21 protein-coding genes are annotated in these 13,210 nt (G+C 61.4%); 14 read left to right on the forward strand and 7 right to left on the reverse strand.

The window, feature by feature from the left end; all coding sequences use genetic code 11:
• The first annotated feature begins 233 nt into the window (after positions 1 to 233).
• The 5 genes from NKH71_RS04695 to NKH71_RS04715 all read left to right on the forward strand — a co-directional run bounded on the left by NKH71_RS04695 (position 234) and on the right by NKH71_RS04715 (position 3,621).
• A complete protein-coding gene (locus NKH71_RS04695) occupies positions 234 to 503 on the forward strand; it encodes a hypothetical protein (protein ID WP_352894570.1) in 270 nt (89 codons plus the stop codon).
• A 328-nt stretch (positions 504 to 831) separates the two neighbouring features.
• Positions 832 to 2,361, forward strand: coding sequence for an ABC-F family ATP-binding cassette domain-containing protein (locus NKH71_RS04700; RefSeq protein WP_352894572.1), 1,530 nt, complete (start codon positions 832 to 834; stop codon positions 2,359 to 2,361).
• A gap of 104 nt (positions 2,362 to 2,465) precedes the next feature.
• The gene (locus NKH71_RS04705; protein WP_023678401.1) at positions 2,466 to 2,639 is read left to right on the forward strand and encodes a hypothetical protein; all 174 of its coding nucleotides are present in this window, start codon (positions 2,466 to 2,468) and stop codon (positions 2,637 to 2,639) included.
• A 128-nt stretch (positions 2,640 to 2,767) separates the two neighbouring features.
• On the forward strand, positions 2,768 to 3,196 hold the full coding sequence (locus NKH71_RS04710; RefSeq protein WP_352894575.1) for a VOC family protein: 429 nt from the start codon (positions 2,768 to 2,770) through the stop codon (positions 3,194 to 3,196).
• 71 nt (positions 3,197 to 3,267) lie between these two features.
• Positions 3,268 to 3,621 (forward strand): DUF1428 domain-containing protein, encoded by a 354-nt coding sequence (locus tag NKH71_RS04715; RefSeq protein ID WP_352894576.1) that lies wholly within the window; start codon positions 3,268 to 3,270, stop codon positions 3,619 to 3,621.
• A 117-nt stretch (positions 3,622 to 3,738) separates the two neighbouring features.
• On the opposite strand, the gene NKH71_RS04720 is transcribed toward NKH71_RS04715, so the two are convergent.
• The 3 genes from NKH71_RS04720 to NKH71_RS04730 all read right to left on the reverse strand — a co-directional run bounded on the left by NKH71_RS04720 (position 3,739) and on the right by NKH71_RS04730 (position 6,004).
• The gene (locus NKH71_RS04720) at positions 3,739 to 5,373 is read right to left on the reverse strand and encodes a tetratricopeptide repeat-containing sulfotransferase family protein (protein WP_352815426.1); all 1,635 of its coding nucleotides are present in this window, start codon (positions 5,371 to 5,373) and stop codon (positions 3,739 to 3,741) included.
• A gap of 172 nt (positions 5,374 to 5,545) precedes the next feature.
• On the reverse strand, positions 5,546 to 5,812 hold the full coding sequence (locus NKH71_RS04725) for a DUF1488 family protein (protein WP_023719171.1): 267 nt from the start codon (positions 5,810 to 5,812) through the stop codon (positions 5,546 to 5,548).
• Positions 5,813 to 5,821: 9 nt separating this feature from the next.
• Positions 5,822 to 6,004, reverse strand: a complete 183-nt coding sequence (locus NKH71_RS04730) for a hypothetical protein (RefSeq protein ID WP_023719172.1) — start codon at positions 6,002 to 6,004, stop codon at positions 5,822 to 5,824.
• 334 nt (positions 6,005 to 6,338) lie between these two features.
• On the opposite strand from NKH71_RS04730, the gene NKH71_RS04735 reads away from it, so the two are divergent.
• The 4 genes from NKH71_RS04735 to NKH71_RS04750 are packed head-to-tail and all read left to right on the forward strand — an operon-like array spanning position 6,339 to position 7,283.
• The gene (locus tag NKH71_RS04735) at positions 6,339 to 6,605 is read left to right on the forward strand and encodes a hypothetical protein (protein ID WP_352815424.1); all 267 of its coding nucleotides are present in this window, start codon (positions 6,339 to 6,341) and stop codon (positions 6,603 to 6,605) included.
• Positions 6,602 to 6,847, forward strand: coding sequence for a hypothetical protein (locus NKH71_RS04740; protein ID WP_023719174.1), 246 nt, complete (start codon positions 6,602 to 6,604; stop codon positions 6,845 to 6,847). Before NKH71_RS04735 ends, NKH71_RS04740 begins: the two co-directional genes overlap by 4 nt.
• 38 nt (positions 6,848 to 6,885) lie before the next feature.
• Positions 6,886 to 7,023, forward strand: a complete 138-nt coding sequence (locus NKH71_RS04745) for a hypothetical protein (RefSeq protein ID WP_023719175.1) — start codon at positions 6,886 to 6,888, stop codon at positions 7,021 to 7,023.
• 35 nt (positions 7,024 to 7,058) lie between these two features.
• Positions 7,059 to 7,283 (forward strand): hypothetical protein, encoded by a 225-nt coding sequence (locus NKH71_RS04750; protein ID WP_292661267.1) that lies wholly within the window; start codon positions 7,059 to 7,061, stop codon positions 7,281 to 7,283.
• Between the two features lie 10 nt (positions 7,284 to 7,293).
• On the opposite strand, the gene NKH71_RS04755 is transcribed toward NKH71_RS04750, so the two are convergent.
• Entirely contained in the window at positions 7,294 to 7,692 is a 399-nt protein-coding gene (locus NKH71_RS04755; RefSeq protein WP_352894579.1) for a Kazal-type serine protease inhibitor family protein, read from the reverse strand.
• A gap of 507 nt (positions 7,693 to 8,199) precedes the next feature.
• Here NKH71_RS04755 and NKH71_RS04760 point away from each other — a divergent pair.
• The 3 genes from NKH71_RS04760 to NKH71_RS04770 all read left to right on the forward strand — a co-directional run bounded on the left by NKH71_RS04760 (position 8,200) and on the right by NKH71_RS04770 (position 9,455).
• Entirely contained in the window at positions 8,200 to 8,412 is a 213-nt protein-coding gene (locus NKH71_RS04760) for a cold-shock protein (RefSeq protein WP_006202520.1), read from the forward strand.
• Positions 8,413 to 8,641: 229 nt separating this feature from the next.
• Complete coding sequence (locus NKH71_RS04765) at positions 8,642 to 8,854, forward strand: cold-shock protein (RefSeq protein ID WP_006202521.1); 213 nt, start codon at positions 8,642 to 8,644, stop codon at positions 8,852 to 8,854.
• Between the two features lie 190 nt (positions 8,855 to 9,044).
• Complete coding sequence (locus NKH71_RS04770; protein ID WP_352815419.1) at positions 9,045 to 9,455, forward strand: BA14K family protein; 411 nt, start codon at positions 9,045 to 9,047, stop codon at positions 9,453 to 9,455.
• A gap of 80 nt (positions 9,456 to 9,535) precedes the next feature.
• Here the strand turns inward: NKH71_RS04770 and NKH71_RS04775 are convergent, their stop codons facing one another.
• From NKH71_RS04775 to NKH71_RS04785, 3 genes are all read right to left on the reverse strand, one after another.
• Positions 9,536 to 10,177: an MBL fold metallo-hydrolase gene (locus tag NKH71_RS04775; RefSeq protein WP_023719179.1), complete on the reverse strand. Its 642-nt coding sequence runs from the start codon at positions 10,175 to 10,177 to the stop codon at positions 9,536 to 9,538.
• Positions 10,178 to 10,358: 181 nt separating this feature from the next.
• Entirely contained in the window at positions 10,359 to 10,673 is a 315-nt protein-coding gene (locus NKH71_RS04780; protein ID WP_023719180.1) for a hypothetical protein, read from the reverse strand.
• A gap of 145 nt (positions 10,674 to 10,818) precedes the next feature.
• Positions 10,819 to 11,712, reverse strand: a complete 894-nt coding sequence (locus NKH71_RS04785; protein ID WP_352483089.1) for a branched-chain amino acid aminotransferase — start codon at positions 11,710 to 11,712, stop codon at positions 10,819 to 10,821.
• Positions 11,713 to 11,961: 249 nt separating this feature from the next.
• Here NKH71_RS04785 and NKH71_RS04790 point away from each other — a divergent pair, with 249 nt between their 5' ends.
• Positions 11,962 to 12,489 carry a MarR family winged helix-turn-helix transcriptional regulator gene (locus NKH71_RS04790; RefSeq protein WP_023719182.1) on the forward strand — a complete coding sequence of 176 codons (528 nt, stop codon included), beginning with the start codon at positions 11,962 to 11,964 and terminating at the stop codon, positions 12,487 to 12,489.
• Positions 12,476 to 13,195: a response regulator gene (locus NKH71_RS04795; RefSeq protein WP_023719183.1), complete on the forward strand. Its 720-nt coding sequence runs from the start codon at positions 12,476 to 12,478 to the stop codon at positions 13,193 to 13,195. Before NKH71_RS04790 ends, NKH71_RS04795 begins: the two co-directional genes overlap by 14 nt.
• Positions 13,196 to 13,210 lie beyond the last annotated feature (15 nt).

Here is a 13,210-nt window from a genome sequence, read left to right on the forward strand (position 1 = left end):
AACCGAGCGTTTAGTGGATCCGTTTTCTATGAGACAATGATGTGATGCTACTTCAAGACAGCTCCACTGAAGCCTCATTTGAGCCGTCGATCGATGCTCGCTTTCCATATGCAGACGCAAGTTCTGCTTCCGCTATAATCGCGCGAGGATGGTCGATCTCACTCAACGCAGCCTTTTGTGTGCTCCATGAGCTATGTCATCCACCAGTTGGGCAGGCAGTTTCGAAGGAAAGAATGCTTGAGCTTGTTGAGGAATGGTCGCTCGGGCCTGATCATCCACTAAAGCAGCCAATGCTTCGCTGCGCACGAGCTCTCATTCAGAACGAACCGCTGCCGTGGCACGACGCTTCTGCTGTGATGCAAGAAATTGGGCTCTACGACGGCCAGCGAGCGGCACTCGGGATTGCCTATTTTGCTGGCGATAGTTCCACCAGCGAAGGCGATATTGCGCTAAGCAACACTAATCATCGTATTCGTGAGACCTGGGTGACCAAAGGCGTCTAGAAAGCGCAACCCACCGCCGTTGAAATCAACTGGCGCGACCAGCTGAACACGGCACTTGCCATCGGCCTCACCCTTGGTGTAGCCAGTTGCCACACTCGAACGTCTGAAAGGAGGGCTGCGTGCATATCGACCACCACCGTCAGCGCGGCCCTGTCCCTGCCCTGCGAGCTTGCTTGCAGGGCTGACCAGGGACGGTCCGGGTTTTCTCCCGCTTCGATTTTTTGGTCTGCCCTTCGTGGTGCCGCAACGGCTGTTCTGATGGCCGGCATGCGCACCGTCAAAGTGCATCGAACCGGAATTTCATTCCGGGAAGACCAGAGAAACCAACATGGCCCTGATCAGCCTCAAATCCCTCGGCGTCACCATGAGTGCGCCGCTCTTCTCCAACCTTGACCTCACCATCGGCACCGGCGACCGCCTAGGCATCGTCGCCGCCAACGGCCGCGGCAAATCTACCTTGCTGAAGTGCCTGACCGGCGAAATGGAGCCGACATCAGGCGACATCACCCGCACGCGCGGCCTGCGCGTCGGTTATGTCGAGCAGGTCATCCCCGCAGCGCTGGCCGGGCGCAGCTTTCACGAGGTGGTGGCCGACGCCTTGCCGGCCGAGCAGGCCGAAAGCGAGCTGTTGCGCGTCGATGTGGTCCTCGATTCGCTCGACGTACCCGATCCGATGCGCGAGCGGCCGATGCGGGCCTTGAGCGGCGGCTGGCAAAGGCTGGCGCTGATCGCCCGCGTCTGGGTCACCGATCCCGACGTCCTGCTTCTCGACGAGCCGACCAACCATCTCGACCTCGGCAAGATCAGCCAGCTCGAGACCTGGCTGAACGCGCTGCCGCGTGAGGTGCCGCTGGTGATCGCCAGCCACGATAGGGCGTTCCTCGACGCGACAACCAACCGCACGCTGTTCCTGCGCCCCGACCAGTCGCCGGTGTTCTCGCTGCCCTATTCGCGGGCGAGGCTTGCGCTGGACGAGGTCGACGCTTCGACCGAGCGCAAGTTCCAGCGCGACATGAAAGTGGCGCAGCAGCTGCGCCGGCAGGCGGCCAAGCTCAACAATATCGGCATCAATTCCGGCAGCGATCTTTTGACGGTCAAGACCAAGCAGCTCAACCAGCGGGCAGAGCGCCTGGAAGAAGCGGCGGCGCCGGCACACCGCGAAAGATCGGCGGGCACGATCAAGCTCACCAATCGCGGCAGCCATGCCAAAGTGCTGATCACGCTCGACGATTTGGTGGTCGGAACGCCTGACGGCACGGTTCTGTTCAGCACCGGCAAGCGCCACATCTGCCAAGGCGACCGCATCGTCCTGCTCGGCCGTAACGGCGTCGGCAAATCACGGCTGATCGGCCTGATCCGGAACGCCATCGTCGAGCCGGAAACGGCGGCGCAAAGCCTGAAGGTGACGCCGTCGACCGTGCTCGGCTATAGCGACCAGGCATTGTCGGGCATCGGCGGCGACGACACGCCGCTGGCGATGCTCTCGCGCGGATTCGACGTTGGCGAGCAGCGCGCCCGCTCGCTGCTCGCGGGCGCCGGCGTCAGCATCGACATGCAGGAGCGCAGGATCAGCGTGCTGTCGGGCGGACAGAAGGCGAGGCTGATGATGCTGGCGCTCAGGCTCGCCAATCCCAACTTCTATTTACTCGACGAGCCGACCAACCACCTCGACATCGACGGCCAGGAGGCACTGGAAGCGGAATTGCTGGAACATCAAGCAAGCTGCCTGCTTGCCTCGCACGACCGCTCCTTCATCCGCGCGGTTGGCAACCGCTTCTGGCTGATCGAGAAACGGCGGCTGACCGAGGTCGACGACCCGGAAGCTTTCTTCCGGGAGGTTGCCGAGGCCGACGGTTGAAAAATTGTGGAAAAAAATTCCGGCGCTCTGTCGGATGATGATCGCATGCCACGTCCTTGGGTTGCCGACACGGTGATGCCGGCGCCAATCGAGGAGAAAGCATCATGTCTATTCTGTCATCCATAGGTTACGCCGTAACGCGTTACTCGGCGGCTCGCGCCCGTTATCGCAGCGAACGCGCCATACTTTCATTGCCGATCGAGCTGCGCAAAGATATTGGCTGGCCGGAAATCGTCGTCGACGCGCAAAACAGCCCGCGGATTCGCATCGAAGGGTGAAAGGTGGCAGTTGGCCATCGCGGCAGGTGCCATTTCGAATCCAAAAAACCATCGGCCGTGTAGGATCGTCGCCATTTCGTTCGTCCTGTGGTTCGCAAAGGCAAACCAGACGCAAAGAGGAGCATGACATGAATGACCAGGCGCAGACCCAGCCCGCCGCCAAAGTGCTTGGCGGATTGACGCCCTACCTTCAGTTGGACGGCGCTTTCAAAGCCGCCGAATTTTACCAAAAGGCCTTCGGTGCCGAGCAGGTCTTTGCCTATCCGCCGGACGAACAGGGCCGTACCATGCATATCCATCTCCACATCAACGGTTCGACGCTGATGCTTTCCGACTTCTATCCCGAGCATGGAATGCCCGCTGTGAAGCCGCAGGGCTACACCATGCAGCTCCATCTCGGCAGCGACGACATCGACGCCTGGTGGAAGCGGGCCATCGAGGCGGGCTGCGAGGAAGTCGTGCCGTTGCAGGTGATGTTCTGGGGCGACCGCTGGGGCAATATGCGTGATCCGTTCGGCGTCGAATGGGCAATGAACGCGCCGGTGAAGAAAGCTTAGGATCCCCACACAGGTTTGTACCTGAAATCACCGCTCAAGAGGGCGGAAAACAATCGCATGGAGGAAATCAGATGTCTTATGTCGATGGTTTCGTACTTGCCGTGCCGAAGGCAAAGCTCGATGCCTACAAGAAGCTGGCGGAAACCGCCGGCGCCGTCTGGAAGGAGCACGGTGCACTTGCCTATGTCGAATGCGTCGGCGACGACGTCCCTTATGGCGAGATCACCTCGTTCCCGCGCGCCGTGCAGGCCAAGGACGACGAGATCGTCGTCTTCTCATGGATCGTCTATGAATCGCGCCAGAGCCGCGACGCGGTGATGGCCAAGGTTATGGCCGACCCACGCCTCAAGTCGGACTGGTCGACCATGCCGTTCGACGGCAAGCGCATGATCTTTGGCGGCTTTCAGCCGTTTATGGAGCTTTGATGCATGTCGCGCAAAACTGCGCAGCGGTTTTGCGATAACGACATGCATAAAAACAAGGATCTAAAGCGCGTCGCATGAGGCCGATCGAGCGCGACGCGCTTTAGGCGCGGCGGCGCTCTAAGCCAGCCTGTCGAGCAGCGGCTTCAGCCGGTCGCCATAGCGCTTCCACAGATCGACCGAGCCCTGATACATCGGCTGCCGCACTTGCGCGGCCGACGCCGTGCGCACCGGCCGGTCGGTCCGGTGAAACGACAGCACGGCGTCGTCCCATGGCAGGCCGAGATGGGCGATCAGTGCTCGCGACTGGCCTTCCTGGTCGGCGACGAAATCCTCGTAGCGAACATCGTGCACGACATCAGGCAGCACGGCGTGCCAGTGCGCCATGATGTCGGTGTAGAGATTGTGGAAATCGGCGAGTTCGCCGAGATCGTAGCCGTAGCGGTGGCTGTCGCCGCGGAAGTGCACCTTGTAGATCGACAGGCAGGTCGCCGCCGCATCGCGCGCGCAATGGATGATCTTGGCCTGCGGCAGCATCATGTGGATGAAACCGACCAACAGGAAATTGCCGGGCATCTTATCGGTGACGTGCCGGAACCCGGGATAGCGGGCGTGCAGCATATCGAGATAGGCCTGGCCGGCCTCGGCATAGGCCTTATCGGACATGTCGGCGATGCCCCAGGGAAAGCCGCCCTTCATGCTGAGCGGAAACTGCTTGCCGACCGCCGTCTTCAATATGCCGAGCTCGCCGGCGCCGTAGACCTTCGGATGGCTGGCGATGATCTGCTCGACCAGCGTGGTGCCGGAACGAGGCATGCCTACAATGAAGACCGGCGTGTCGTCGGTAATCCCGCTCGGCCTGTGCTTTTCAAAAAAGGCCTTGTCGAACACCGCCTTCATCGCCTCGAACTCGCCGCGCGTCTTGCCGGCGTCGTAGTCGATGCCCTGGCGGCGGATCGCGTTGCCTTCGGCGAAATAGTCGAAGGCGCGACCATAATCCCTGAGGTCGTCATTGGCCTTGCCGAGGCCGAAGGAAAGCTGCATGCGCGGCAGGCTGCCTTGCGGCGCCTTGGCGTGCTCCGCCTCCATGCGGGCAAGCTCGGCGTCGCGCTCCTTCTGGCGCTTGACCTGGGTGAGCATTAGCCAGGCCCTTGCCATGCCGGGATTCACCGCCAGCGCCTGCCTGAAAAGATCCGCAGCCTCGTCGAGACTGCCCTTTTCCATCAGCCCGACACCCAGGCCATGCAAAAGATCGGCATCCTTCGGCCGGATCGTCAGCGCCTCGCGAAAAACAGCTAATGCCTCATCCAGCCGGCCCGCTTCCTGCAGCGTCTCGGCAAGCCCGACACGGGCGCGGACATGGAACGGGTTGCGACCGATCGTACCGCGATAAATATCCTCGGCGCCTTCGAATTGGCCGAGCTGCTTCAGCGACGAGCCGAGATTGTCGCGCGCCGCCAGTTGGTCCGGCCTGGTTGCCACCACCTTGCGGAAGAGATCGGCTGCGGCCGCGACCCGGCCGAGGTCGCGCAGCACGGTGCCGAGATTGTTGAGGAAATCCGGATTGTTCGGCTGCAGCCGAACCGATTGTTCGATCAGCGCCAGCCCCTCGGCGCTGCGCCCGGTCTGGTGCAGCAGAAGCCCGAGGAAATGCGCGGCGGCCGAGTGGTTAGCCTTTTGCGCCAGCACCTGACGGTAAAGCGCCTCGGCCTCCTGCCGGCGCCCCGCCTGGTGCAGCTGCAGCGCCTGCTGCACGTACTGGTCGAGCCCCAGCGGCGGCTGCCCGCCTGAGCCGTAACGTGCGCCTGCCGGTTGTCTCGGATTTCTGTTGATGGGAAACCTGCCGTGTTGTCCGCCTGCCGCGATCTAGGCCATCGCTGCGGCGCGTGCAAGAGCAGACGACGGGCACTATGGAGCAAACCCCAAACTAGCGGAAGTCGGCCGGCGTCAGCACATACATGTTCCTGCGGCCATGCGAGTAGGCTTCGCGCGCAATATCGTGGATCGACGAACGCTTGGCGTCGAAGGCACTGAGAAATTCGGCCTCGGCTCCGCTTGCGGCCGGGTTTGCCGCCGAAAGTGCCGCAACCTCGACGAAGAACGGGACTTCGAACATGCCGTCATGGCCAACGAAACGAATGCGCTTGGCCGCCGCGTCGTAGGAGCGGCTGGGATTGGGAAAATTGAGTGTCATGGCTGCGCGTCAAATCAGGCGGTTGCTTTCGGCAAGCTGGCGCGCCCGCCGCACCGTGCCGTCGGTATCGGCAAGCCTTCGCCTTGCCGCCTCGTCGCTTCTTATCGTGAGGCGTGGCGACATAACCTTTATCGGCTTTGCGACGGGATTGACTGCAACTGTCGGGACATCCGGTGTTCTTGCGGAATTCATGACTCTCTTCCTTTCACACCTAAATAAATACAAATGCCGGAGGAATTTTTCCGGAAGTTCTTCAAACAATTTTTGAGGTGCACCGGGATCGTATCATCGTTCTGCAAATAACTATAGAAAAGTAATTTTGCGTTGGTAGGGGTAAGAGGCCGGAATCTTCTTGAATAAGCCGCATTTTCGGACTAATGGTATGAAACCGTTTTTGGGTCATGCTTGGGCCCTCGCGGCGTCAGGGTTCTCGGCCCGCCAAACTGATCCAAATCGCCGACACCTGGTACCGCAATGCAGGCTCCGCTTCCGGAGCCAGGCCGGAAAGAAACTTCAAGGCACGAGAATGTCTGCCCGCACCACTCATTCCATCGCGCATTTCGCGGCACCTTTCGTGCTTGGCGGCCTGGATGGCATGCAGCCGGCCGGCGACTATGACATCGACCACGACGAGGAACTGATCGACGGCATGTCGTGGCTTGCCTGGCGCCGCGTCGCCACCTTCATCCATCTGCCGGCAAGGACGGTGAAAAGCCCGACCGGCCGGCTTGTCGCCGTCGACTACGCCGAACTCGAAGCAGCGCTTCGGCACGACCAGGAGAATGCCACATGATCCGCTTCCAGCAGAGTGCGCGGCGCACGGACACGCCCTCGCATATCTTCACCGTCGGCCAGACTGTTCGCATGAAGAGCCGCACCGGCCTTGCCCAAAAGACCGCGGAGCTGTTCCAGATAAAGAGCCGGCTGCCGGTCAAGGACGGCTCGCCGCAATATCGCATTCGCAGCGATCAGGAGACCTATGAGCGGGTCACCACGGAAGACAATCTCGAACCGGTCGACAACCCGGCCAACTGAGCCGAAAGCAATCCGCAACACGTATAAGGGATCAGAAAATGGCCAAGGGTCAACAGCGCAGCAATCGCGAGACACGCAAGCCCAAGAAGGACAAGGTGGCGGCAAAACCGGCCTCGCCCTTCGGCTCGGCGGTCAAGCAGGCGGAGACCGCTGTGAAACCCAAGTCCAAAGGCTAGGGTTCGATCGCACGACAATCTGCCTGGAGGCGTGCTTGAACTTCGTCATCGAGTTCTACCGCTCGCGCGATGCCGACGAAGCGATACTCGATCGAGTGTCGCTGGAGGCACCGAACCTGCGCGCCGCCCTGCAAGGCGCCGCCACGCTGCTTCACACGCTGATGATGCCGCAGATCCCCGATCGCCTGCGCATCTCCAACGAGGACGGCGCCGAGCTCTACGTCGGCCCCGCCGATGGTGCCTATCCGGACGAACAGTGAGGCCGGTGCGCTAGCACGGCCCATCATCGACCACCCGATAATCCGCCGCGCGGGCTTCGCATTCGTTGGGGAATGTGCGCAGCTCGCCATGGCGACGAGCGCAGACCGGGCGGTATTCGCGGGTGCAGAATGTCTGCTCCTCACCGCCGCCACCACCGCCGCGGCACTCGCCCTCGCGAATGATGCGGTATCCGGCCCGTTCGGCAAGGCAGGCATTGGCGAAGGTCTGGCGGTCGCCGCCGCGCCGGGCGCAGACCGGGTCATATTGCTTGGTGCAGAATTGCAGCCCCGGCCGTGGCGGGCGCGGCCCTGGCCCCTCGTCGACCACGACGGTGCAGGCCGCAAGAATTGCCGACAGGAACAAGATGGAAAAACCCTGCCGCGAGAAGATTGCCGCAAGAAGCCGCATGAATATTCCCTCCCTCGAAACTCCCGCCCCCGCATAATCGCGCCTGCATCGGGCTGATCCTCGTCAATCTCGCCATTCTGCTGCCAAATGCAACCCCCGTTTGTAGCCTGGCGCATGCAAACCAAGGCGGGTTGCCGGCGCAAGTCCAAAACAGCACCGGCCCAGCTTGCTGGACCATGCCTGGGTTGCGTCTGGCCGATGACCGCGCGGAGAACCAGTTCTATCGGTGCGATGCGTCGGGATGCGCCTGTTGGGCCGCCCGCGGCTCTATCTTGCAAGCATCACGTTTCCGTGCGATAAATTTTGTGTTCGGGCATTTGCGACCCGGAGAGCGGAACGTTTTGGACGACCTTTCCCCGATACTGTGAATCTCTGACAGCCCCGTTTTCGGCGGGGGGTTTTACCATGCGCCAATGCATGACTGCCGAAGCAACCACCGGGACTTGCCCACGGCGCCAGGCGGCGGGCGGAACCACCAAGACTGACACGGGTGAAGGAGTTTCCCCAATGGCCCAGACCGGCACCGTTAAATTCTTCAACGCTACCAAAGGCTTCGGCTTCATTACGCCCGATGGCGGCGCCAAGGATGTATTCGTCCACATCTCGGCGATAGAGGCTTCCGGGCTGCGCACGCTCGTCGACGGTCAGAAGGTCACCTTCGATGTCGAGCCCGACCGTATGGGTAAGGGTCCGAAAGCGGTAAATCTCCGCGCCGCCTGAACGGCGGCGTGCCGCGCGTCCTTTCGGGTGTGTGAGGATGCTGCAAGGCTTTTGGTGTGAACTCGAATTTTATAAAGGCGCGGCGGTTTTCGTCGCGCCTTTTGTGTTCCGGGATGCTTGCCGGCACCCGCAAAACTTTCTCTTGCCGATGGCACTAAAATAAAGGACAAATTTCCGTCCGGGCATTTGCCGGCCCGAGACTGGACTTGTGGGATCAAAGGAGCTTCCCATGCCGCAGACCGGCACCGTCAAATTCTTCAATCACGCCAAGGGCTTCGGCTTCATCACGCCGGACGACGGGGCAAAGGATGTCTTCGTCCATATTTCGGCCGTGCAGGCGTCGGGTCTTCCCGGTCTTGAGGATGGGCAGAAAGTGACATTCGACACCGAGCCGGACAAGCGCGGCAAGGGTCCGAAAGCCGTCAACCTGTCGATCGGCTGAACCAGCCCCGGACAGAATGGACGTGGCCGGTCTGGCCTGCGGTGTTTGCCGCATGTTTGAACCCCAGTTAAATGAACCGCTTGGTCAAATTTCGTTCAGCCCCCGTTCAGCCACGGTCGCATATTAATCTTCGTTAAAGCCGGACCGCATCCCCCCGAAAACGACCCGGGCCGGCACGAAGGAGACCGACATGAACGGAATTTTCAAGACTGCCATCCTGTCCGCCGCGATCGTTGCGACCACGCTTGCGACCTTGCCTGCGGCCAGTGCCGATGAATGGCGCCATCACCGCCGCCACCACGGCCACGGCGACGCCGTTGCAGCCGGCGTCCTTGGTCTTGCGGCCGGTGCCCTGATCGGCGGTGCGCTCGCCAGCCCGCAGCCCCGCTATTACGACCCGGCCTATGATGATGAATACTACCGGCCTGCCCCGGTGCGTCGGTATTACGTACAACCGCGAGTGGCCTATGCCGAAAGCTATGCGGAGCCGTGGACCCGCGGCTGGTATGAATACTGCTCGGACCGCTACCAGAGCTTCAACGCGCGTACCGGCACGTTCACCGGCTATGACGGCGAACAGCATTTTTGCACCGCCAATTAAGACAGTTTTCCTGTCCTGAACAAAAGCGCTGCCCGGTGGGTGGCGCTTTTTGTTTTTCGCGGTTTCAGACCAGGCCGGCTTTAGACCAAATAAGGATTGCTCCGCCGCTCCTCACCAAAACGGCCGCCGGGACCATGGCCACAGATGAAGCCGATGTCGTCGCCCAACGGCAACAGCTTCTCCTTGATCGAGGCGATCAGCGCGGCGTGGTCGCCGCCCGGCAGGTCGGTGCGGCCGACCGAACCGCGGAACAGCACGTCGCCGACATGGGCGAACTTCGCCGCCCGGTTATAGTAGACGATGTGGCCGGGTGCGTGGCCCGGACAATGGAATACCTCAAACACCTGTGAGCCAAACGAAACGGTCTCGCCCTCGGCGAGGAACCGGTCGGGGACACAGTTGCGCACGGGATCGGTGATGCCGTAGCGCTTTGCCTGGTTCTGGAGATTGGCGAGCAGCGGACGGTCGGCGGCATGCGGGCCGATGATCTCGATATCGAGCGCCTCCTTCAGTTCCATGGCCCCGCCGGCATGGTCGATATGGCCATGCGTGATCCAGATCGCGCCGGCAGTGATCGCATTGTCCTTGAGCGCCGCCAGCACCTTGTCGATGTCGCCGCCCGGATCGACGACGACGCCCTGTCTGTCGTCCATGTCGAAGAGGATGGTGCAGTTCTGTTGGAACGGCGTGACCGGCACGATGCCGGCGTTGAGCTGACCCATATTTGTCCTTTCACACTGTCGGAGCTCCGCGCGTCCCCTCGAACGCGTCAGGAAAGCTCTAACCTTGTTGAATCAGGCCCTGATGTAGAGACACACGCGGACGGCGTCCACCGCTCCCGCAAACGGCAAACGAAATGGGCGGCCGAAGCCGCCCATTTGAAAAGCCTGAAACGTCGAAAGCTTATTTCTTCATCGCGTTCATGACCGCACCGATGATGCCGGTCAGGATGGCGCCGCCGCCGGCACCGCCAACGATGTTGGGAATGTTCAACGCGCTGCCGGCCCCTGCCGCCGTGGCGGCTGCTGCCGGATCGACCGCCCCACCGCCCAGCAGGCTGCTGAGGATGGCCGCCCCGCCGACGCCGCCAACAGCGCCGCCCAGGATTTTGGGAAGCTGACCCATCGCCGCCGTCTTGATAGCCGCGCCCACCGCCTGACCACCGATGATACCCGTAATCACCTGAATAATGATCGGAAGAAGCGTGTTCATATCCATATTTCCAATCCCTCCATAGCTGCCAGCCTCCCGGGCCGACGCCATCATGAGACGCCGAATTGGACGAAAGTCAAATGCGCAAACGCTTAAATAAAAGGGGCGGCCCGAAAACCGCCCCTACTTGATAAAAAAGCTGTGACTTTCGTTATTCTGCAGCAATCGCGTGGTTGGGTTGAACGGCTGCAGAATAGTCATTCATCAGCGTCTTGGCGATCTCACCGACCTCGAATCGGTACGGGCCGATCTCCGAAACCGGCGTCACCTCGGCCGCTGTCCCGGTGAGGAAGCACTGCTGGAAGCCTTCAAGCTCTTCCGGCATGATGGCGCGCTCGATCACCTCCAAACCGCGGTCCTTGGCAAGGCCGATGACCGTGCGGCGGGTGATGCCGTCGAGGAAGCAATCGGGCTTGGGCGTATGGATCTTGCCGTCCTTGACGAAGAAGATGTTGGCGCCTGTCGCTTCCGCCACCTGGCCACGCCAGTCGAGCATCATGGCGTCGGCATAGCCCTTGGCCTCGGCGGCATGCTTGGACATGGTGCAGATCATGTAGAGGCCGGCCGCCTTCGATTTCGACGGTGCGGTGCGCGGGTCGGGGCGGCGCCATTCGGCCATGTCGAGGCGGATGCCCTTCAGCTTCTGCGCCGGGTCGAAATAACTCGGCCACTGCCAGATGGCGATGGCGCAGTTGATCCGGCTGTTCTGCGCCGAAACGCCCATTTGTTCGCTGCCGCGCCACGCGATCGGCCGGACATAGGCGTCCTGGAAACCTTGCTTCTTCAACAGCGTGCGGCAGGCGTCGTCGATCATGGCGACCGAGTAGGGTATCTTGAAGCCAAGCAGGCGCGCCGACTCATGCAGGCGTTCGGTGTGGTCGGTCAGCTTGAAAATTTCGCCGCCATAGGCGCGCTCGCCCTCGAATACCGCGCTGGCGTAGTGCAGCCCGTGGGTCAAGACGTGGATCTTGGCGGCGGCCCATTTGACGAATTCGCCGTTCATCCAGATAAAGCCGTCCAGTTGGTCGAAGGGAACGGATGCCATGGTAACCTCCCGCGGGCGGCAGCCCGCACATCATTGTGTCGTTGCGTGTTTCGCCTCGGCCGCCGCGGGCGGCCATTGTCTCAAAGCGTAGGCGGATATTTAAGGTCTGGCAAACTCAGGAAGTTCCGGAAAAAAGGGCTTCGTTTGCCTTTTCGTTCGCAATCCGCCGAAAAGCTTGCCAAAAATTACCATCGCGCGGAAAATACGTCAATAGTGCTGACATAATTTCCTGCTTCACACGGAGAAAAGATGACGAGCCACGCAGCCGCAGAGCCGATCAGGACGGCGATCACCGACGAGGATGGCATCGATTTCGCCATCATCGAGTTGTTCTTCTTCGCCTATCGCGACTTTACCTCCGATCCGGACCAGATCCTGGCCGACTACGGTTTTGGCCGTGCTCATCACCGGGTTCTGCATTTTGTCAATCGCCGGCCCGGCCTGACGGTCGCCGAGCTCCTCGACGTGCTCAAGATCACCAAGCAGAGCCTGGCGCGCGTGCTCAAGCAACTGATCGACACCGACCATATCGTGCAATTGCAGGGCCCTCGCGACCGCCGCCAGCGCGAGCTTTATCCGACGGCCAAGGGCCGTGCGCTGGCGCTGGCACTGGCGCGGCCACAGTCGCGCCGCATCCATGCTGCATTGGAGGATTCCGGAGCCACCGAACGCGCCGTTATCGAACGGTTCCTTGAGGCGATGGTCAATCCGGAACTAAGGGCGCAGATCGACATTGTGCCCGCAAAGATGTCAGGGAAAAGCCATGGAGACCATTGAGAGGGTTGATCATCCGACAGCACCGGAAGACGACGCGCCGCATCTGCTGGTGGTCGACGACGACACCCGAATCCGCAATCTTCTGAAACAGTATCTGACCGAAAACGGTTTTCGCGTCACCGTTGCCGGAAATTCCGGCGAGGCGCGGCGCAAGCTCACCGGCCTCGATTTCGATCTGATCGTGCTCGACGTCATGATGCCGGGTGAAAGCGGCGTCGATCTCACCAAGGCGCTGCGGGCGGAAAAGAACGTACCGATCCTGATGCTCACCGCACTGTCCGAAACCGACAGCCGGATCACCGGGCTCGAGGCCGGCGCCGACGACTATCTGCCAAAACCGTTCGACCCGCGCGAGCTGATCCTGCGAATCAACAATATCTTGCGCCGCGGCGGCCCCGCGACGACGCCCAAGGTCGAACAGCTGGTCTTCGGCCCCTATACCTTCCAGATCGCCAGGCGTGAGCTGAAGCGCGGCGGCGAGGCGCTCAAGCTGACGGACCGCGAGCAGGAAATCCTGGCGATCTTCGCTGCGCGTGCCGGCGAAACGATACCGCGGCATGAGCTTGTCGGCGACGAGTCCGAGGTCGGCGAGCGCACGATCGACGTCCAGATCAACCGGCTGCGCCGCAAGATCGAACGCGATCCGTCCAATCCGGTCTGGCTGCAGACCGTGCGCGGTATTGGGTATCGGCTCAGCGTGGAATAGAATGCCGCCGACAGC

It is taken from the genome of Mesorhizobium sp. M0983 (assembly GCF_040318975.1).
Lineage (GTDB): Bacteria > Pseudomonadota > Alphaproteobacteria > Rhizobiales > Rhizobiaceae > Mesorhizobium.